Origin of the sequence: Vibrio sp. 10N.261.52.C11 (genome assembly GCF_041471405.1) — a bacterium.
Taxonomy (GTDB): Bacteria; Pseudomonadota; Gammaproteobacteria; order Enterobacterales; family Vibrionaceae; genus Vibrio; species Vibrio crassostreae_C.
This window is the reverse complement of sequence record NZ_JBFROI010000019.1, coordinates 23,595-44,760: the sequence shown is the minus strand read 5'-3', so window position 1 is coordinate 44,760 and position 21,166 is coordinate 23,595. Positions and strand designations below refer to the sequence as shown.

Sequence of the window (21,166 nt, the reverse complement as noted above, 5' to 3'; positions counted from 1 at the left end):
ATGAAAATTTAGTTAACCATACCTACATTAAATCAATTTTTTCGTCTTACCGAGTTCTAAAAGTGGATAATCTACTCTGTCTACAATTGTAATATCATCAAAACTTGAAAAGTTCATTTTTATTATTGCTACCGGTATCAATATAAAGAAAAAAAATTTAAAAATAAATGAATCTACATATCGAATACCAGATATATGATCATTAAATACCATTTTAGAAAAAACCAACAACATTACTGCTGTTTTCAAGTAGAATATTGGTCTTAACAAATATTTATAATCGAACTGATTAAACACCTCAGAATACGTGTGTACAGTATTTTTTGAAACTCTAATATGATTTGTCTGGGAATTCGGATTGTCTCTATGATATTTTAGCAAACCAATATCACCCATTGACACAAAAGGCTTGAATCTAGACATTTTAAAAAGAACTGGAGTACTTAATGTTGCTTTGTTCATATACTCTGGAGTCCAAAACTGACGAATAACGTCGGTAATATAAACCTCGAAAGTATCTGAATGATCTTTAAAAACATTATTCTTATCTGAAAATGAAAATAACTTGCCTTTAGGAATAGCAGATCCGCTCTTCAAGACTTTGTTGGTGTTGGGATCAATAGATCTATACAACATGCCACAAATATCATGCTTACCCTCAAGGTCATCATAGTCACCTAAAATTGTTGAAATAGCATTTGGAACTAATTCATCATCATGATCAATTTTAATCAGCAGTTCTCCTTTTGCCTTGGAAATTCCGAAAGCTGTTGGTACTCCCCCTCCCGAATTCACAGGAAGTTGATACAAAGAAGTACTGATCAATTGATTTTTTAATAAAGAAGATACTTTTTCAACAGATTCTTTGCTTGACGCGTCATCAATTAATATCCACTCAATCAAATCCAAATGACCTTGAGATATAATAGAATCTCTCAACCTTTCAATAAATCGCTCAGAATTGTATAGTGGCGTAATGATAGTTATTTTCACGGTATTCCTTTCTCTCATTCCAGCCTCCTCCAGAAATAATTTTAAAACAAACCTGTAATTCAAAATAAATATATTCACGATAGATTCTTATACTTGCGTATTAGCATCGGACCTAAAAAACTAATAATAATCATCCATGAATTTGTTCTCAACGAAAAGTTCATACCAACATATAAAAACAAAAAAATCATGCCTTTAGTAAAAAAGTTTAGAGATATTAAGTTATTGATATAATCAGATATAAAAAAAGTAACCACACAGATTATTATTTGACTTAAAATAGGTTTAAAAAACAACCACGAGCTCATATTAAGTTCATTTTTTGCAAAAATAACATTCAAACTAACAGCTAATAAAGATACGATCACTAAACAATACAAATACACTTCGATTCCATTGTAATACGCGTTCAAAAAATTTAATGTATGCAAAGATTTTTTCATTATCTCCAATTTAAGAAAGGCTCTAGAGTTCCCTCTACTACTTAATACGTTAACTAACAGAGCACTCAAAGGATATGCAAATCCACTGAGTAAGAGCATTTCCATATACTGTACTGAAGGTAACCACTTATCAGAGAATAAGAATAAAATAAGCTCTTCAGCTGTTAGATATACTCCACCAAGTAATAAAAACACAACAAAACATAGTATATTCAGTGTATCTATTATTATACACCTAAACCTAGGAAGGTCATTTTGGACTTTACTTAGTATTGGAAACATCACTGACATTAAACTGCCCGAAGAGTATTGAATAATAAGTGCGTTAAACTGTTTTGCTCTTTGAAAATAACCAAGGGTGGTTACAGGGAAGAGTTTACCTATGATAAGAAAATCAAGTCGAGTAAAAATTGCATCTAATAAACTAGATAAAAACATTCGAAAACCAAATCCCCACAATTGCCTCAACGCTTTTAACGAGAAGGTTAAAGTAGGGCGCCAGTTAGCCGTTTTCCAAAGTATTATATTGTAAAATATGCCTTGAGAAAGAATTTGAGCAACTAAACTCCATACTCCCCAATCATTAAATGCGAGTGTTACACCTAAAACACCACTCAATAATGATGATTGAAAGCTAGCTTTAGTCAACAAAGGATAGTTCAGTTGTTTTCTTAGTCGAATTGCTTGTACACTACTGCATGCATTTATGATAAAAATAACGCTAATCACTTGTGCTAGTTTTATCAATTCAGGGTTGTTATAAAAACTGGCAATAAAACCAGCCGATAAGTATGTGATGCAGGTTAAGACTAGAGCTATAAATATATTAAAATAAAAAACAGATGAATAATGAACGTCTAATACTTTCCTGCGCTGAATTAATGCACCACCCAAGCCTACATCGGTGAATACTTGTGCAACTCCGACCACTACCATTAGCATTGCGATCAACCCGAAGTCACTTGGTTCTAACAATCGAGCGAGGAATATAGTGACTATGAATCCGGTTCCTTGGGTAGCTAGTTTACCCAAAAAGTCCCAAACAAACGCTTTTATTCCTTTAGATTTTAGACTACTCATTACTACTCTTATGAAGTGGTTATAAAACAACACTCATTAGGAGTGAGTCTTTTAGTTCGCCTTCAACGAACACATTTCCTTTTCAGGATCCAAGTGATGATTTATTTCTTGTTATAAAAACAACCAATTAGCAAAATAAGACTACTCTTTGAAAAATTTCTTCATATCTATTTTTTCTTCGACATTTTCAATTACGTTTTGCTCATGTAAGCCGCACTCTCTAAAAAGGCCATTAAACCTAGTATCTTCTTCTTTCATTCCTTGTTCTAAAGGCCTTGTTGTATGCCAATCTCCCATAGAAACATATCCTTTATAAAATAAAGGGTGATACTCTAAGTTATGCTGTAAAATATATTCTTCAACATCAGTACTAGTCCAGTCCAAAATTGGCAAAAGCTTGAACTGATCACCTTGAACAGACAAATATGATAGTTTCTTCCTCGAATCTGCTTGTTCACGCCGAAGCCCTGAATGCCAACATGTTGTATCAAGCATGCGAAAGGCTTCAGACATCGGCACTACTTTGTTAATTCGATTGTACTTCTTTAACCCATCCACCCCTTGTTCCCATAGCTTCCCATAAACCGCTTCTTGCCAAGCTGGTGAAGTTTCAGATCTAAACACTTTTAAGTTCAATCCTAATTTCTTACGTAAGCTCTCAATAAACTGGTAGGTTTCATCAAAAAGGTAACCAGTGTCTACCAGAATTACGGGGATATCAGGTTTAATAGATGTGTACATATGTAAACAAACTGCTGCTTGAATTCCAAAACTTGATGTCAATGCTTGATTGCCTCGTATGTTATTCAGCGCCCAAGCCACTCTTTCAGAAGCAGTCAAAGTTGATAGATACTCATTCATTTCAGACAATAACTCGGTTTGACGCTCAATATTTAGACGTCGAAAGGAGTTGATTTCTAGAACACTATACATATGCACACTAGCCTATATTAATATTTGTTTAAAATATCAGAAATTGTTTTAAAATTATCGATCTCTTCATCAGGGACTGCTTTTCCTGTCAAGTTTTCCAATTCTAAAAACAAATTAAACAAGTCTAAACTGTCTAAGCCCAAATCCTCAAAAATCAAATCTTGATTTTCTTTTATTGCTACATCAGCATCAATTGAGATACCCGCAGCGTTCATAGCATCAACTACAACTTCAATATTCAGCATTATTTAACTCTCCTAAGTAGATTTGTGGCCCATGAAAGGCCAACACCAAAACCAGAAATTATAACATTATTTTTTGTGTTATCATCAATATATTTCTCTAATAACAATGGGATAGATGAAGACACTGTATTACCGGTTTCTTTTATATCGATTGGTGCCTTATCTATCGTAACCTTTAGCTTTCTAGCGATCACTTCGACTATTGCAGCACTTCCTTGATGTAATAAAAAAAGATCAATTTCATCTTTAGTAAGATTGTTCTTGTCAAGATATCTAACAACATGATTGGGCACTTTAGTTGCAGCGAAGTTAAATACCTGCCGCCCATTCATATGTAAATATTCTTTCTTAGCTAAAGACATATCACCGCTACCATCCGTACCAAGTAAAGGCCGTTCTATTAAAAACTCTCCTTGAGTTGATAATAATGTAGCAGTGGCAGCATCACCGAATAATAATGAAGTTACTCTATCATTTTCATCTATTATTTTCGAATAAGGGTCTGCTGTGACTAAAATTGCATTATCAAATCCCATCTCAATCATATGAGATTTCAAAATACTTAAACCATACACATAACCAGAACAGCCAAGTGATATATCAAAACAAGAAATATCTTCTTTTAGCCCTAACTTCCCTTGAACTAAAGCTGAAGTGTGAGGAAGTCCATCAAAATCGCCATTTTGCGTAACAACAACAAGCGCATCTATATCTTTTTTATTTAGGTTTATTTTGTTCAACAATGATTCAACAGCTTTAACTGCCATATCTGAAGTATTCATACCTTCAGGCATTCGAGATAATTTAGATGCTCCTATTTTTGAATCAATAAATTCCTTTGATTCAGAAAATCGTTCTGAGTTTTTATAATTATCAATGTAATTATTAGGAATGTATGAGGCTATATCTTTTATATATATCATGCTTCACCTACAATAAACATAATCTTTGCTTTAAGCACTCCATTTAAATAAATCAAATTTTCACTAAATCTGGATGTTATTCTTTTATTTGATTCAATCTCTATAAGTCCATCAAAAGTAATAAGATCATGCTCTGATTTATACTGACCAAATAACCATTTCCCTGAACTTGGCTTATCTAAAGTATTATTTAATTTTTTTGTTAATGCGACAACATTCTCTATATAAGAAAAGTTATCATTTAAAATCATTGAAATTTTCTTATCCGAAACTTTAGCATTTTCAACTAAACCATCTTCATCAAAATCATACCTATCGTTTATTAACTCGTTCGATTCAAGTAGGTAGTATGATTGTTTTGGAGTTTTAATAATAGCGACTGTATTATTTCCTTTTTCAGTTGATAAGACACACTGGCACTTGGTTGTTTTCCGAAAAGAAATATCTGAAATATACTCATCCGTCAATAAAGCACTAACAGAATTAAACATATCCGTTCCATGAAGATAGTTACGGTCAGCTTTAAATTTAAAATATATCATTTCCTTTTTGGAACTCCATTTAACTTATTTTGTGTTGGAATGGCTCTAGCTGGCATGCCAATATACGTAGAACCTTCATTCTCAATACTTTTTGATATAATTGCTCCAGCACCTATCGTAGTTCTATTAGCAATTTTCACTTGAGAAGCAAAAGTTGCACTTGCTCCTATAAAACATTCAGAACCAATAACAACATTTCCAGCTAAAGTACAATTATTAGCTATGTGTGTATGATGGTTAATTTTTACGCCATGCCCAATCTGAGAGCCATGGGAAATCAAACAGTTATTATCAATAATTGTACTTTCATTCACTGAGCCTCGAACGATCGTCACATTAGAGCCAATAAAAACTTCATTTCCGATTTCTACATAACCAATTTGCGGTTGAATAACCCTTTCACCAGTTATTTCATCCCAAATCCATGCAACACCTTTGGCACCTATTACCGTGTTGTCAGAAATAGTCACATTATCTCCAATCATCACGTTGTCATGAATTACTACATTGGCACCAATAGAGACATTACTACCTATTGAATTTGCTCTTATGACAGAATTTTCATCAACATTAATGTTGGTACCTAACTTTGTTTCATTCGATATAAATGAAGAATCAGCAATTGAATACACATTATTTTTATATATTTCATTCATTAACTTGTAAAAAACCAATTGAGGGTTATCTACTAATATATAAAAATTAACATTGCTGTTTGCTTGCTCTCTATCTGATATGATAACAATCGATTGATCAATCAAATCAGGTGTACTACCTATACAATAATAAACTTTACGTTTCTCAATTTTTTTAATGCTTGCAAAACCGTTTACATCGCAATTTTGTCCAAAAGACTCATAGTCTTCGCAAACAAAATCTAGATTTTTAAGCACAATATCTGTATTAATCAAGTCAACACCTCAAAGCCACTGAATTACTAATAAAAATCAAACAACACTATCTATAGATTTTACAACCTGATTGATATTCGAGATAGTCATATGAGCATGCATTGGAAGACACAATATTCTTGAAGACGCATCGCAACTATTCACCGTCCCGTAATTATAACTATCAACAAACACTTTATCTAAAGAAGGTGAAAAGTAATGTCTACTTTGAATGTTGTTATTCTGCAGAGCTTTCGACACATTCTTCAGTTGCTTGGCATTTTCTAGGAGAATAGGCATATAAGCGCCGTTTGCATTAGCTTCAGGGTGCCACTCCGGTAGTTGTACGATATTTTTTAAGCCATTACGATACGCATGAAAGAGTTCAGCTCTATGATTCAAAACATTATCAATCTCATCAAGATTAACTAACCCTACAGCAGCTTGATACTCATTCATTTTGGCATTAATACCGATATTGACAATACCTTCATCTGGCCTTATACCAAAGTTAATAATTTCTTCAGCCTTCTCATAAGCATCTCTTTCCCTAAATACAATGGCTCCGCCCTCTACAGTATGAAATACTTTTGTTGCATGAAAACTTAAAGTACTTGCATCGCCGTAGTTAAGTACCGATTTATTGTTCACATTAACACCAAACGCATGAGCAGCATCATAAATAGTCTGAAAATTATACTGTTCACCTAGCGCGCTTATAGCATCAACATCGCACGGATTACCATAAACATGCGTTGCAACTACAGTATCAGCCTTACAGCCTTTCTTATAAGCCAAATTTATTGCGTGTGGTGATAAATTTAGACTCGCTTTGTCTATGTCAGCAAAAGCCAATTCGTCTTTTTGCCACTTAAATGCACTAACCGTCGCAACAAAACTAAATGGGGTTGAAATAACGGACTGACTACCAATCGCCCTCCCTGCTATCTGCAAAGCCGATGTGCCATTATTTGTTAGAAGTAGGTTTTCAACACCTAAATATTCTTCTAACTTTTCCGTTAACTCGTTATGAATTGGACCAAAATTTGTATACCAGCCATTATCGTTGATTTTCTCAAGATACTTATATAGTTTTTTAAGGTTTGGTTTTACTGGTGAGTTTAATGCGATCATTTTAAATTTCCCTTCGAACAGAAAATAGCAGTATCATTCTGCCAATTAATACCTAGTCATGTAGCATGGCATCCATTAGATGATACTATTTAATAGCGAGTAGATATTAGATCAACACCCTCTAAATCCTTTTTTGATAATATTGGTAGTGTAGATATAGGCCATTTCACACCAATATTTTTATCATTCCACTTAATCGAGACTTCAGAGGAAGGGTCATAATAATTAGTGCACTTATAAACAAACTCCGCCTCATCACTTGTTACATAAAAGCCATGTGCAAAACCTTCAGGCACCCACAGTTGGCGCTTGTTCTCTGCAGATAAATATTCACCTACCCACTGACCAAACGTTGGTGAGTCTTTGCGAATATCGACGGCAACATCAAACACTTCGCCAGAAACCACACGGACCAATTTACCTTGCGTGTTTTTGGTTTGAAAATGTAGGCCGCGTAAAATGCCTTTCTTCGATTTTGAGTGGTTATCTTGCACAAATTGAGTGGGTTTACCTGTAACTTGTTCTTCAAAACGTTTTTGATTCCAAGTTTCCATAAAGAAACCGCGTTCATCACCGAATACGCTTGGTTCAATAATTTTCACATCAGGAATACTAGTGTCAATGACTTTCATTTTATGATCCTGTATACGCTTGAATATTGTTTAATGCCGCCTTCCAATCACTCGCTTCAACAGTGAAATTTTGGATGATTTTCTCGTTCCTCAATCGAGAGTTACTTGGCCGCTTAGCAGGGGTTGGGTATTGGTCGGTCGTGATGCTTGTTAAGCTCGGCTTCTTCGCTAGTACTCCTTGCTCAACCGCAACATCAAAAATAGCATCAGCAAAGTCAAACCAACTCACATGAGGCAAACCCGAGTAGTGATAAACACCGTAATCCACCATATCTCCCTGAGTGATGCGCTTCGCAATTTGAATCAATGCTTCTGCAATATCACCCGCATAGGTAGGCCCACCAAACTGATCACCAACAATACTCAAGGCGTCTCGGTTTTCACCTAAACGCAGCATGGTTTTCACGAAGTTATTGCCATTTTCACCAAACACCCATGCAGTACGCAGGATAATGTGTTTATCACAAGCTTGTGCCACGGTGATTTCACCGGCGAGCTTACTTTTACCATAAATGCCTTGCGGGTTTGTCGCATCCGTTTCCACATACTCGCTCGCTTTATCGCCTTCAAAGACATAATCGGTCGAGATATGCAAAATGGCCGCACCAACACTTTGTGCTGCTTGGGCAAGGTATTTTGGACCATCTCTATTTATTGCATACGATAACTCAATTTGTTGTTCTGCTTTATCAACAGCAGTATGCGCTGCAGCATTAATAATCACCGTTGGTTGAAATACCTCAACTGCTGCAAAAACAGCATCGCTATTTGTTATATCGAGTTGCTCTTTATCAAGAGCTAGCACTACTGTATTTTTACGTTCACTGAGCTTTTGAGTAAGACTTGAACCAACTTGACCGTGACAACCGGTGATTAATACACGCATTACTTTATACCTTGTTTGTCATTGACTAAACGGGTGAGGTATTGCCCATAATCATTCTTCATCATCGGTTTAGCTAGAGTAGACACTTGCTCGTCACTCAACCAACCGTTGCGCCATGCGATCTCTTCTAGACACGCGACTTTTAAGCCTTGAACATTTTCAATCGTTTGCACGAAAGACGAGGCTTCATGCAGGCTTTCATGCGTTCCAGTATCTAACCATGCAAAACCACGACCGAGTAACTCTACGTTTAGCGAGCCGTCATTTAAGTACATTTCATTGAGGGTTGTAATTTCTAACTCGCCACGGTGTGATGGCTTCACTTGCTTGGCCATTTCCACCACACGATTATCGTAGAAATACAGCCCCGTTACTGCATAGTTGGACTTTGGTGTTTGAGGCTTCTCTTCAATAGAGACGGCTTTCATCTCTTCATCAAACTCAACCACACCAAAACGCTCTGGATCTTTGACTTGGTAACCGAATACCGTGGCACCAGATTCTCTTGACGCTGCGCTTTGCAGCGTTTTAGAAAAAGACTGACCGTAGAAGATATTATCACCAAGAACTAAACAGACGCTGTCATCACCAATGAACTCTTCACCGATGATAAATGCCTGTGCTAAACCATCAGGGCTTGGTTGAATTGCATACTCTAGATTAATACCAAAATCAGAACCATCACCCAATAGACGCATAAAACCGGCATTATCTTCAGGTGTTGTAATGATTAGAATATCTTTAATACCCGCCAGCATTAATGTAGAAATTGGGTAAAACACCATCGGCTTATCATAGATAGGCAATAGCTGTTTCGACACCCCACGAGTCAATGGATATAATCGAGTCCCTGAACCACCCGCCAGAACAATTCCTTTCATTAACTTTCACCTTCTTGAGATGTATCAACGCCTAAACGCTCCCGTTGGTATGAGCCGTCTTGTACGTTTTGGCACCAAGTTGAATGGTCTAAATACCATTGAACAGTCTTTTTAAGGCCAGTTTCGAAGGTTTCTTCTGGTACCCAGCCAAGTTCACGCTGCATTTTGCTTGAGTCGATCGCATATCGACGGTCGTGGCCAGGGCGATCTTGCACATAGGTGATCTGCTCTGCATACTTCGAGTCTTTCGGGACTAATGTGTCTAAGATTTCACAAATCCTATTCACAACTTCGAGGTTTTTCTTCTCGTTATGACCACCAATATTGTAGGTCTCGCCCACTTTACCTTCGGTCACCACTTTGTAGAGCGCTCGAGCGTGGTCTTCAACAAACAGCCAGTCACGGATTTGATCGCCTTTACCGTAAATGGGCAATTCTTTTCCTTCTAATGCATTTAAAATCACTAATGGAATTAGCTTTTCAGGAAAGTGATATGGCCCGTAGTTATTTGAGCAATTGGTTACCATAGTTGGTAATCCGTAAGTACGAAGCCATGATCGCACTAAGTGATCGGAACTTGCCTTTGAGGCTGAGTATGGACTTGACGGTTCGTACGACGTTTCTTCTGTGAATAATGGTAGCTTTGAACCTTCTTCAACTTCATCTGGATGCGGCAAATCACCATAGACTTCGTCTGTTGATACATGATGAAAACGAAAAGCCTGCTTAGCCTCTGTATCTAGGTTATTCCAGTAAGCTCTCGTCGCTTCTAATAATGTATAAGTACCGACAACGTTAGTTTCGATGAACGCTGCTGGGCCTGTAATTGAACGGTCGACATGCGACTCTGCAGCAAGGTGCATTACAGCGCTAGGCTTGTGCTCGTTGAATACTCGATCTAGTTCTGAACGATTACAAATATCTACCTGTTCGAATGCATAACGGTCATTTTTATCAACAGTGACGAGTGACTCTAAGTTCCCTGCATACGTTAAACAATCGACATTCACGACGCTATCTTGTGTATTCTCGATAATATGTCGAACCACAGCAGAGCCGATAAAGCCCGCACCGCCAGTAACCAGTATTTTCATTTTTTAGCCTATGAATTTTTTGTACCAAGGCATCGCCTTATTGATACCATCTTGAATGCGATACTCTGGAACATAGCCAAGCTTTTCATGCGCTTTTGCAATATTTGCTTGTGAGTGCCTTACATCACCCGCACGGAAATCGCGATAGGTTGGAGCTGACTCTAAACTAAACCCTAACCCATTAAGCGCATTTTGAATTGAAGCATAAAGCTCGTTTAGGGTGGTTCTATCACCCAACGCCACGTTATACACTTCATCTTTCGCATCATCTTGTGCTGTAGCTGCCAGAATATTCATTTGAACCGTATTATCGATAAAGCAAAAATCGCGACTGGTTTCGCCATCGCCATTAATGAACACCTCTTCACCCTGGATCATTGATGCTGTCCACTTTGGAATCACCGCTGCGTAAGCACCGTTTGGATCTTGCCTTGGTCCAAATACGTTAAAGTAGCGCAGCCCTATGCTTTTAAACCCATAAGTACGAGCAAAAACGTTCGCATAAAGCTCATTTACATACTTGGTTACTGCATAAGGTGATAGTGGGTTACCGATATTGTCTTCAACCTTAGGCAGCGCTGGATGGTCGCCATAAGTCGAGCTACTCGCCGCATAGGTAAAGCTTTTAACTTGCTCTTCTTTAGCAGCAGTGAGCATATTAAGAAAACCCGTGATATTCGCCGCATTAGTAGTAATAGGATCAGCAATAGAACGGGGCACACTGCCTAATGCCGCTTGGTGTAAAACGTAATCTACGCCTTTGACAGCATCCTGACAGGCTTCATAATTGCGAATATCACCCTCTATGAAGGTAAAATTATCCCACTGGTTAACCTCAACTAAGCCTTTTACTTCATCTAGGTTACGCTGATGGCCGGTTGCAAAGTTATCTAAACCAACCACTTTTTGGTTTAGTTTTAATAATGTTTCTAGAAGGTTGGAGCCAATAAAGCCGGCAACACCGGTTACTAACCAGGTTTTGGGAGCGGCAACAAGTTCACTTTTAATTTGTTCGAATTTAGTCATGATGTCTCTTTACTAACGATTCAGTACTTCAGTGCTTAAGGAGGTAAGGAGGGATAATCATTCTGTTAAATAACAGACATCTCCCCTCCCATCAACCAACCTATAAACGCATGTCTACATCTGATTTATCCAATACGTATTTCAAGTCGTAAAGTACGTGAGCCTCTTTACCTAATGCATGAATTTCTGCCGCACCCATTTGCTTAAACTCATTGTGGCCTACCGCCATGATGATGGCATCGTAATGGTTGGATTTTGGCTGGGTTAACGATAAGCCGTACTCATGCTGTGCTTCTTCGTTTGAACACCAAGGATCAACAACATCGACATTGATGTTGTACTCTTTTAGTTCAGCGACAATATCAACCACTTTCGTATTACGCAGATCTGGGCAGTTTTCTTTAAAAGTAAGCCCCATCACTAATACGTTTGCTCCTTCAACATGGATACGCTGTTTGAGCATCTTCTTTACCAACTCAGAAACAACATACTTGCCCATGCCATCGTTTAGACGACGACCAGCTAAAATCATTTCAGGGTGATAACCCACCGTTTGTGCTTTGTGTGTTAGGTAGTATGGATCCACACCAATACAGTGGCCACCCACTAAACCTGGACGAAACGGTAAGAAATTCCATTTTGTGCCAGCAGCTTCTAATACTTCTAAGGTGTCGATATTTAGTTTATTGAAGATAATGGAAAGTTCATTAATCAATGCAATGTTTACATCACGTTGAGTGTTCTCTATTACCTTTGCTGCTTCTGCTACTTTGATGCTTGAAGCTTTATGAGTGCCTGCTGTAATGATAGTTTTGTAAAGTTGATCAACAAATTCGGCAACCTCATCGTTCGAGCCACTTGTGACCTTTAATATATTAGTCACTCGGTGCTCTTTGTCACCCGGGTTAATACGCTCTGGCGAATAACCTGCGAAGAAATCTTTGTTAAACGTTAGTCCTGACACGGACTCCACCACTGGAATACAGGTTTCTTCTGTTGCACCTGGGTATACAGTAGACTCATAAATAAGAACATCGCCTTTACTTACAATCGAGCCCAAAGCTTCAGATGCTTTAATTAATGGTGTTAAATCAGGCTGCTTATGTTCATCAATTGGTGTAGGCACTGTAACAATGTAGACATTGGCTTCTTTGAGTTCATTAAGGTCTGCCGTGTACGTTAGAAACTCCGCTTCTTTGAGCTCTTCTGCTGAACATTCAAGCGTGAAATCTGAACCATTTTTAAGCTCATCAACGCGAGATTGGTTGATATCAAAGCCTAACGTTGGCATTTTTTTACCAAACTCTACTGCGAGCGGCAAGCCAACATAACCCAAGCCAATTATCGCTACTTTGGTATTTTCAAACATGGACGTCATATTTATTCCTAAAATATTATATTCTTAATTCTTAATTCTTAATTCTTAATTCTTAGAGTCATTTACTCATAAAAATGCCTCAGTTGTATTAAACACACTGAGACACTTTTCATTCATTTTGAGACAGTCTATTTTCGACAATCCCTTATAAAACCTAGATTTTGCTGTCTTTTTAAAAACCGCCCCAATAAGCCGTAAAAAACAACCTTTCTGTGGCTTGTAGCGCTTTTGACTTGCTAACGAGCTGAATTTGGGTACGCTACCGCCCTTAGGTTTGGCTCCTAAAGGCAATAGTAACAATTTGTACGCTTTATGCGTTTTTCATACGGTTTTAAATATGCGGGGCATTCTAGCAAAGTAAGTGCATATTAACCAGTTTGAAATTGACTCTGGCATGACAAACAACTCACCACGCATTCAACCAGCGAGAGCATTGTACGTCTTGCAGGTACTGGGTTTCTATGAAGTAGCGGTTTTCTTGTGCTGCGTCGCAGTAGCGCTTTTCTATATCAATGAAAATATTGCCGTTTCTATACAGCGAGACGAAGCTTGGGTTGTTGTTTACCGCCAATAACGCTTTAATCTCGGTGCGTGTTAACCCTTGTGGGTAGTGGTTAACCAGCAGTTTCAAGAACTCGCCAATGCGCCCTTCCACTCGCGCTATCTCTTTTTCTAAAATGGTGACTTTTTCTTCCGTTGTCAGTTTTTTTAGGCTGATATCGTCCATTTGCCCTCTCCCTAATTCTACTTTTGTATCTTGACGTTTTTTGTCTGTATTCGCGCTTGGTCTTCCCTAGCCTTTGGTTTCCTAAGATCTTGGTTTTCTAAGCTATTTTTTTAATAGCTTTGGCTATGTGAACAAGCGCTTCGTCTGTGAATAATCGAATGGTCACTTTTTAGAATCCGTGCAGGGCGATTTGGATTGAACGAGGGCCTTGATACGTGCTTCGAACGGATTGGTGGTGCTTTTGGCTTGGTAATCCGCTAGGGCCTGAGAGACGGGCGTGGGTTGTTTGTGAACCATGGGCTTGGCCGCCGGTTGGGTTTTAGCTTCCTTGGTCGATGTAGAAGCAGAAGCCCTTGCTGGTTTAGCCGTTCTTGTTTGCTTAGCCGCTCTAGCCTGCTTAAAGACTGGCGATGAGTCTCGCTTCGCTTTGGCTTGGTCGCTTCTTCTTAGCCAGCCATTCACAAAGTGACCAATGTGCTCAAAGGGTTTGCGCTTATCTGGGTTGATGTACAGCCAGGCTTGCATGGCATGCAGTTCTTGCAGCACATCTAACTTTGGGTAGGTGCGTTCTAATATGGTGGTGAACTCATGATAAATCGGCGCGCTGCCCTCTTTGGTGAGCAGGTGAATCACGACTTCATTCTGTTGGCTTATTGGAGTAGTGGTGGCTTGAGGTGTCGATACCTCATGTTGTTCAGAACCGCTTTGGGGATCAAGAACATCGGTGTCATCCAAGAGGCCGTTTTTCAAGATCAACTCTGTTTTATGTTCTTTATGAAAGATTATGTGTGCCAGGTGATCACTCTCCGTGGTGGATCTTGAGTCACCCAGGGGAGTGTCTGAATGGTCGGTTTTCTGCGCATGTTCTGTCTTCTGGGGGTATTCCGACGAAGCTGACGGTAAACCTGTTTGTTCTACATTGGCGTTCTCTTGATTCGCTTGGACTAGATCGGTCTGCTGAATGTGGCTGTCGCTGGGAAGGCGCAGCTGATAGATGTTGCTGCGCTGGCGTCCTGAATCATCAAACCGCTTTATTCGCTTCACAAAGCCTTGCTTTTCGAGCTCGTTAACATGTCGTTTAACGGTTCTTACCGACACTTCGCAATATTGCGCCAAGTAATTTAGGGAAGGAAAACACACGCCGCGCGCGTCGGCGTTATCGGCCAATTTTAATAACACCAACTTGCTTATTGGAGAGCCAGTTTTTAATGGGATGAAAGAAAGAATTAGAGAAACACACATGGTTAACGCTCCTTGTTAATTAGTCATTCGTATAGAAATCCATTGATATACAGAGCATTAACAACACTTTTTGGCGCTTTAGGGGCGAAAGGCCCATGAGATAAGTTGTAAGAAAAGATGTTTGGTTAATCGCCTCGGATAGATATGCAACATCAACCTTATTAAGCAATGGCTTTTCGAAGCACCTCTCATTTTTCTGTATTCCTCTGTTTTCGTGTTATTCCCGCCAACCCCAATCAAGAGCCTTGAAGTACATTGCCCTCCCCATGCAGCAATAAGGTGCTTAATGAAGGCGATAGTTTCTCTTTTTATTTCAGCGTATCAACCCGGAATGGCGAGCATCGAGTGCCGTGCTAACTCCCTCACTCAATCACGTCAGCCGTTATTTTTTAGTGATAGTGATGGGTTTGGCCAAGTACTGAGCTATGAAGTTAACGGTTATAAAGAAAGCCATTTAGAAGGTTGTTATTTTAATGAGGATGAATGCGGTGACACCCCCAGCTATGACGATATTTGCTGGATGATCAGCCGATCGCGGCGTGAATCGCCTCTGGGTTATTACGTGATGTATTTACGTTATGTCAGCCACCACCCCGGCTATGAAAAAACCGTAGCCACCAGTCTGCGACAACACATCGCATTGCACCCTGATTTAAATGAATCGCTATCAACGTCTTTAATCGCCTATTTACAACAACACGAGGATTTATTTTGTCAAACACTCCACCAGCAACTGATCGAGTTCCAAATCAGCCGTTAGAAGCGTCTGTTTTACAAGAGCGGGCTGACACCAAAGAACGAATTGATTCGGAAGAGCAGGCTAGCAAGATGGAGCTTATCCCTTCGTTAGAGCCTTGTTTACCTTCAGCATCCTATTCATTCAGCCTGGTTTCGGTTTTACTCCGCTTACCTCATTGCCCGCCATATTCCTTTATTACTGTGCATTGCAGCGCCACGCCGCCACAGCAAGATGTAGGCGTAGCCGAGATTCGCCAATGGCATAAAAAGAGAGGCTGGCGCGATGTGGGGTATCACTTTGTTATTCGTCGCAATGGGGATGTCCAATTGGGCAGGCCGCTGTGGCAAACTGGCGCGCATGTGAAAGGACACAACAAGGGCAATATTGGGGTTTGTTTGGTTGGCGGTTGTAATGCCGAGCTGCAACCAGAAGATAACTTCACACTTGCGCAGCGCAAGGCACTGTTTGGTTTGATGGCTGCACTGCAAGAGCAGTTCTTGATTTCAGATGAGAATGTTAAGGGGCATAAAGATTGGGGCGTGAATAAGGCGTGTCCTGTTTTGAAGATAAAAGCTTAAGAGCAGATGCGGGATTCGAAAAGTGAGGAAAATAAAGTGAGAGTGGTGCTTTTAGCTCCTCCCCTTTATCACGACTGTTACTTGGCAGAAAATATCAATATAAGGGGAGGCTGGGAGGGGTTGATTAGGCATCGCTAGCAACCCCCTCTAACTCCCCCTTCTATTAACACCATCACTCACAATAGTCCGGTGTTCAAGGGGGAGAACCAAAAGCTAAGTCTTCGAATAATTTGAAGATTGGATAAAGAATAGATACGGGTGGCGGGTAGACGGGATTCGAAGAGCTAAAAGAGCAGATTCGAGTAGCGGGTAAACGAGTAACAAGAGATGAAGAACGGATTCGAGATGCGCTTTTCGTATCTCGTTTACCCGTCACCCGTTACTGTCTTTAGCTCTTCGTTTACCCGGTTACTCGCATCTCGTTACTGCTCTTTAACTTTATTTCTTGTCGCTCGAATACGCGTAGTTGTAATAACCGTAGCCGTAAGAGCTAGATGCTTTCTTCTCGATGGCGTTGAAGATAACGCCTTTCACTTCGATGCCCGATTGTTCGAAGCGGTTGCGAGCTACATCGATCTCTTTAATGGTGTTTTGACCGTAACGCGCGACCATTAATGTGGTGCCAGCGAAGGCGCCAACAATACTTGGGTCGGTTACCGCAAGTACGGGCGGGGTATCAACAATCACCAAATCATACTCTTTCGATGCCCATTCCATTAGTTCTGCAAAGCGTGGGTGCATCAGCAGCTCTGATGGGTTCGGTGGCACTTGGCCGCGAGTAATAATATCTAGGTTCTCTACCGGTGTGGTTTTCACTGATTGAGCGAACTCTTGCTTGCCGCTCAGCACATCAGAAAGACCATTGTCCCAGTTCACACCAAAGCTTTGTTGTAGGTAACCTTTACGCATATCGGCATCAATCAACAATACCTTTTGGCCTGTTTTTGCGGCTACTGCGGCAAAGTTAGTCGAGATGAATGATTTACCAATGCCCGGCGCAGGGCCAGAAATCATCAAGATGTTGTTTTTCGCTTCGAGCATTGCAAAGTGTAAGCTGGTACGAAGGCCACGCAGTGCTTCAACCGAGAGGTCAGCAGGATTAGATTCGGCAAGCAGAGCTTCGGCCCCCTTAGTTTGTCGCTTCTTTGATTTAAAGCGATTGGATAGCTCAATCTGTAAATCAGATTTTGGTACCGCTGCATAAACAGGTAGGCCGATTTGTTCAATTTGATCGGGGCTTTCAACACCACGGTGAAACGCTGCTTTCACCAACACAAACGCCACACTTAGTATGCCACCCAGTAACGTCGCTAATACAACAATCAGTGACTTCTTCGGCTTTATCGCACCCGCATACGCTTGTGCATCATCTAAGATACGAACGTTACCTACAGTCCCAGCTTTGATAATACTCAACTCTTGAACCTTATTTAAAAGCTGAATGTAGATCTGTTGGTTTACTTCAACATCGCGCGTCATACGTAGTATTTCACGCTGTGTTTTAGGTAACTTTTGAACTTGTTTATTTAAACGTTCTTTTTCTTCAAGAAGAATATTTCTTTTGTCCAATAAAGATTTGTACGTAGGGTGATCCTTAGTAAAACGCTGGCTGATTTCACTTTCTTTAAACGTTAACTCATTCAATTGCGCCTCTAGCCCAACCACCAGCCTCAATGTTGTCTGCGCTTCTAAACCTAAATCAATGGAGTCATTTTTTTGACGGTAGCTATTTAACGTATCTTCGTAACTGTTTAATTGAGACTTAATCCCAGGCAGGTGGCTTTTTAAAAAAGAAAGGCTCTTCTCTGCTTCCGCCGAATTACGCTGAACGTTTTGTAAAAAATAGGTTTGACTAATGTGGTTGAGTATTTCAGAAATTTGTTGTTTGTCCTCACCTGCAAAACTCAAATTAAGAATACCGGTTTGTCTACCTTGTTCAGACAAAGATAAGGATGCCTTTAACCACCCAATGGCCGCAAGGCGACTACGTTTTCCAATAGAAAACTCAAAACCATTTGTCGATTCAAAGCCTGTTACAAATAAGCTGTAATCGCCTGCTGTTGCAAGTTCACCTACTTGACCTTTCAAAATCACGCGCTCATTGTCACGAACCAGTTGGTAAGTGCCTTGCTCTGCATCTAAAATTTCAATTTTGTGGGCACCCGTCGTGTATCGAGGAAGTACAAAACGGCTGACTTCAATGCGGTTGATGTCGCCTTTTAAACGGGCAACACCCTTACCAATATAAGGCATGTAGATAGGTGAGGTAACGGTGGTCAAATTGAATTTATCAACAGTTTCGCCCAAGATCATACGAGATCTAATGATCTCAATTTCTGCCGGCACAGAAGAGTCCTGCGAGAACATATCTCCCATGTCACCCACCATCGATGAAATACCGCCAGAGCTCTTTTTTTCTATTTGAATCAGCGAATCCGCTTTGTATATCGGCGTCGAAAGCAAAGCGAGCGCAATACCAAAGATAGCAAAAACAAATGTGGTGAGCATGATTAGCCACTTAGCATCCAGCAGGATACCAAGTAATTTCCCTAAATCTATTACATCTGGACTATTTGAAGACGGTTGCTGAGATGTTTGTATTGTCATCAGATTGCTACTTCCTAAACTAGTATTTTGGAGAGAAGTTAAACACGGCTTGTATACCTTATCTCTCATGTGATTCTATTGCTGGCGACAAAACTGAACTGCTTAAGTAAAGAGTATCTAAATAAAATGACAGTTACAGTTTTTTTGCCCAAGCTTGTGCTGCTTCGTCAATAAGCTTATAGGCATATTCAAAAGCTTCACGACTTTGACGATACGGGTCGGGAATGTCTGTTTGGCCAATCCACTGACCAAACAGCATGGTTTTACCACGCGCTTCCGGTGATATTTGAGTGAGCGCTTCCATATGGCCCTTCTCCATAACCAATATCAAATCATACTGGGCACAAAGCTGTGGTGTAACTTGCTGCGACTGATGATTTTCAACATCGACACCATTTTCAGCGGCAATTAAAATCGCCGTGTCGTCTGCTGGCTTGCCGATTAAACGACTTTTTTCAGCAGCGATACCGGCAGAGGCCACTTCTTTGTTTGGGAGTAGTGTTTGTAGAACACGTTCTCCCGTGGGTGAGCGGCAGATATTTCCGACACACACAACTAAAATTTTGTTAAACATAACTAACTTCTAACTTCTAACTTTAATGAAACTTATAAACATGAAAAATCAGGTTACACGTTAAATGTAACCTGACCTCACTACCAATCGCGAACGCGCAATACAGATTCAGATAGTTCATTGAAGCCGGAAATGGTTGGGAGCAACTGACTTATCACTCGGTTCCAACGGATAACAGGTGCAGCAGTAACATAAACGATATCATATGGCTTTAAATCAAATTCGGTGCCGATCACCAATGCCGAGACATCTTCCATATTCAGTTGGTAGATATCCGCCATACGTTCCGATTTATCATCTGAAGTACGAATAACAAATACACCTGTAGCATCGGCTGCCAGCTGATCAATACCACCAACATTACTCAAAGCTTCTGTTAAGCTCATACCTGCACGGTCAATCTTCAACAACTTAGGATCGTTCACTTCACCCATAACAAATATTTTTTGAGCATCATTGCGAGGAACGTGAACAATATCACCGGCTTGAAGTAATCTATTTTGAGTCAAATCACCCTTTTGCATTAGCGCATATAAAGAAACATATTCTTGCGCACCATTACGGGTTAATGAAACATTTCGCCAATCAGCCTCTTCAGCCAAACCACCTGAACGATTTACTGCATCCAGTAATGTTAAAGGGATATTAGTAATCGCTTGTTGCCCTGGAGAATCAACTTCCCCTGTAATGTAAGTTCTTTGAGAACGAAAACCCGCGACATTGACATCGACTTGCGGACTTTCAATATATTGCGAGAGACGTTTAGCAACGTCAGTTCGAATCTCATCTACCGTCTTGCCTAAAACATTAACACTACCAATGTATGGGTAAAAGATAGTGCCGTTTGAACGAACCCAATTACCCGCCTCTTCAGCGCTACGGTACGAACCTGCTGGAATGGTCAATTCAGGGTGATCCCAAATGGTAATATTTAGAATATCACCGACACCCACTTGGTATTCATATTTTGCAATTTCAATATCTAATGAAGGATTAGCTTGAGAAGCTGATAGAGGTTCACTTCGATAGCTTGATACCGATTGAGCCGTGAGTGGGTAAAGGTTAACCACGTCAGAAACATCAGACTCTTGCTGTTCCTCTGACGGCTGAATTACAGTCTTATTGTCAGTTGAAAGGTGAGTTCCTGGAGTCGTACAACCTGCGAGCAATGCAGGAAGGAGCGCTATAAGGAGACGGTTTTTATTAATCTTCATGTTAACCAAGTCATAGAAACGGAGTGTGTCGTGATATCCCAAAGGACACCCAAAGAAGTTAGAGCGAATAATTTTATCAGCTACGCAGGATTTAATAGAGTTAAGGAAGGCTACTATTGTGACTTCGCTTCCACTTAACATCAAAATAGGGACGCTACCGCCCCTTGATATTCCGCGAGATCACACTGCGTAGTTAATCTGCCCCTAGCAATATTGAACTTGCATAGGCGAATTTCATCTAAAACGTAGCAAAAAAAAGAGCGCTTGCTTCGGTTAGTTTAACCCGTAAGCATTATCCACAATCTGTGGTTATTATCAACCTAGTTGAATGGTCTTAAGGTTAAATAGCTTAAGAGCAGATGCGGGATGCGAGTGAACTAGATGCGAAAAGCTAAAGGGCAGATG

At 39.9% G+C, this 21,166-nt stretch carries 21 protein-coding genes; 2 read left to right on the top strand and 19 right to left on the bottom strand.

What is annotated here, in order from left to right; translation table 11 throughout:
* Positions 1-27: 27 nt before the first annotated feature.
* The 16 genes from AB4323_RS07285 to AB4323_RS07210 form a co-directional block, all read right to left on the bottom strand.
* Entirely contained in the window at positions 28-1,011 is a 984-nt protein-coding gene (locus tag AB4323_RS07285; protein WP_372152057.1) for a glycosyltransferase family 2 protein, read from the bottom strand.
* Between the two features lie 56 nt (positions 1,012-1,067).
* Positions 1,068-2,516 (bottom strand): lipopolysaccharide biosynthesis protein, encoded by a 1,449-nt coding sequence (locus tag AB4323_RS07280; protein ID WP_372152055.1) that lies wholly within the window; start codon positions 2,514-2,516, stop codon positions 1,068-1,070.
* 141 nt (positions 2,517-2,657) lie between these two features.
* On the bottom strand, positions 2,658-3,449 hold the full coding sequence (locus tag AB4323_RS07275) for a phosphoadenylyl-sulfate reductase (RefSeq protein ID WP_372152053.1): 792 nt from the start codon (positions 3,447-3,449) through the stop codon (positions 2,658-2,660).
* A gap of 17 nt (positions 3,450-3,466) precedes the next feature.
* Positions 3,467-3,694, bottom strand: a complete 228-nt coding sequence (locus AB4323_RS07270) for an acyl carrier protein (RefSeq protein WP_372152052.1) — start codon at positions 3,692-3,694, stop codon at positions 3,467-3,469.
* Complete coding sequence (locus AB4323_RS07265) at positions 3,694-4,617, bottom strand: ketoacyl-ACP synthase III (protein WP_372152050.1); 924 nt, start codon at positions 4,615-4,617, stop codon at positions 3,694-3,696. Before AB4323_RS07265 ends, AB4323_RS07270 begins: the two co-directional genes overlap by 1 nt.
* Positions 4,614-5,108, bottom strand: coding sequence for a hypothetical protein (locus tag AB4323_RS07260; RefSeq protein WP_372152048.1), 495 nt, complete (start codon positions 5,106-5,108; stop codon positions 4,614-4,616). The genes AB4323_RS07265 and AB4323_RS07260 overlap by 4 nt, the downstream gene beginning before the upstream one ends.
* Before the next feature lie 47 nt (positions 5,109-5,155).
* Positions 5,156-6,070, bottom strand: a complete 915-nt coding sequence (locus AB4323_RS07255; protein WP_372152046.1) for a DapH/DapD/GlmU-related protein — start codon at positions 6,068-6,070, stop codon at positions 5,156-5,158.
* A gap of 36 nt (positions 6,071-6,106) precedes the next feature.
* Positions 6,107-7,183 (bottom strand): DegT/DnrJ/EryC1/StrS family aminotransferase, encoded by a 1,077-nt coding sequence (locus AB4323_RS07250; RefSeq protein WP_372152045.1) that lies wholly within the window; start codon positions 7,181-7,183, stop codon positions 6,107-6,109.
* An 89-nt stretch (positions 7,184-7,272) separates the two neighbouring features.
* Positions 7,273-7,815, bottom strand: a complete 543-nt coding sequence (gene rfbC, locus AB4323_RS07245; RefSeq protein ID WP_372152043.1) for a dTDP-4-dehydrorhamnose 3,5-epimerase — start codon at positions 7,813-7,815, stop codon at positions 7,273-7,275.
* 1 nt (position 7,816) lies between these two features.
* The gene (gene rfbD, locus AB4323_RS07240; protein ID WP_372152041.1) at positions 7,817-8,701 is read right to left on the bottom strand and encodes a dTDP-4-dehydrorhamnose reductase; all 885 of its coding nucleotides are present in this window, start codon (positions 8,699-8,701) and stop codon (positions 7,817-7,819) included.
* The gene (gene rfbA / locus AB4323_RS07235) at positions 8,701-9,582 is read right to left on the bottom strand and encodes a glucose-1-phosphate thymidylyltransferase RfbA (RefSeq protein ID WP_372122939.1); all 882 of its coding nucleotides are present in this window, start codon (positions 9,580-9,582) and stop codon (positions 8,701-8,703) included. The genes rfbD and rfbA overlap by 1 nt, the downstream gene beginning before the upstream one ends.
* Positions 9,582-10,676 (bottom strand): dTDP-glucose 4,6-dehydratase, encoded by a 1,095-nt coding sequence (gene rfbB / locus AB4323_RS07230; RefSeq protein ID WP_372152039.1) that lies wholly within the window; start codon positions 10,674-10,676, stop codon positions 9,582-9,584. The genes rfbA and rfbB overlap by 1 nt, the downstream gene beginning before the upstream one ends.
* 3 nt (positions 10,677-10,679) lie before the next feature.
* Complete coding sequence (locus tag AB4323_RS07225) at positions 10,680-11,702, bottom strand: SDR family oxidoreductase (RefSeq protein ID WP_372152038.1); 1,023 nt, start codon at positions 11,700-11,702, stop codon at positions 10,680-10,682.
* A gap of 100 nt (positions 11,703-11,802) precedes the next feature.
* Positions 11,803-13,080, bottom strand: coding sequence for a Vi polysaccharide biosynthesis UDP-N-acetylglucosamine C-6 dehydrogenase TviB (tviB, locus tag AB4323_RS07220; RefSeq protein ID WP_372152036.1), 1,278 nt, complete (start codon positions 13,078-13,080; stop codon positions 11,803-11,805).
* 406 nt (positions 13,081-13,486) lie between these two features.
* Positions 13,487-13,807: a hypothetical protein gene (locus tag AB4323_RS07215; RefSeq protein WP_372152035.1), complete on the bottom strand. Its 321-nt coding sequence runs from the start codon at positions 13,805-13,807 to the stop codon at positions 13,487-13,489.
* A gap of 162 nt (positions 13,808-13,969) precedes the next feature.
* Positions 13,970-15,049, bottom strand: a complete 1,080-nt coding sequence (locus tag AB4323_RS07210; RefSeq protein ID WP_372152034.1) for a helix-turn-helix domain-containing protein — start codon at positions 15,047-15,049, stop codon at positions 13,970-13,972.
* Between the two features lie 286 nt (positions 15,050-15,335).
* On the opposite strand from AB4323_RS07210, the gene AB4323_RS07205 reads away from it, so the two are divergent.
* Together AB4323_RS07205 and AB4323_RS07200 are read left to right on the top strand one after the other, a co-directional pair.
* The gene (locus tag AB4323_RS07205) at positions 15,336-15,809 is read left to right on the top strand and encodes a hypothetical protein (RefSeq protein WP_372152032.1); all 474 of its coding nucleotides are present in this window, start codon (positions 15,336-15,338) and stop codon (positions 15,807-15,809) included.
* Positions 15,761-16,366 carry an N-acetylmuramoyl-L-alanine amidase gene (locus tag AB4323_RS07200; protein ID WP_372152031.1) on the top strand — a complete coding sequence of 202 codons (606 nt, stop codon included), beginning with the start codon at positions 15,761-15,763 and terminating at the stop codon, positions 16,364-16,366. Before AB4323_RS07205 ends, AB4323_RS07200 begins: the two co-directional genes overlap by 49 nt.
* Positions 16,367-16,804: 438 nt before the next feature.
* Here the strand turns inward: AB4323_RS07200 and AB4323_RS07195 are convergent, their stop codons facing one another.
* From AB4323_RS07195 to AB4323_RS07185, 3 genes are all read right to left on the bottom strand, one after another.
* Entirely contained in the window at positions 16,805-18,973 is a 2,169-nt protein-coding gene (locus AB4323_RS07195; protein WP_372152029.1) for a polysaccharide biosynthesis tyrosine autokinase, read from the bottom strand.
* A gap of 133 nt (positions 18,974-19,106) precedes the next feature.
* A complete protein-coding gene (locus tag AB4323_RS07190; protein ID WP_372152027.1) occupies positions 19,107-19,547 on the bottom strand; it encodes a low molecular weight protein-tyrosine-phosphatase in 441 nt (146 codons plus the stop codon).
* Between the two features lie 80 nt (positions 19,548-19,627).
* Entirely contained in the window at positions 19,628-20,761 is a 1,134-nt protein-coding gene (locus tag AB4323_RS07185) for a polysaccharide export protein (RefSeq protein WP_372122952.1), read from the bottom strand.
* Between the last annotated feature and the right edge of the window lie 405 nt (positions 20,762-21,166).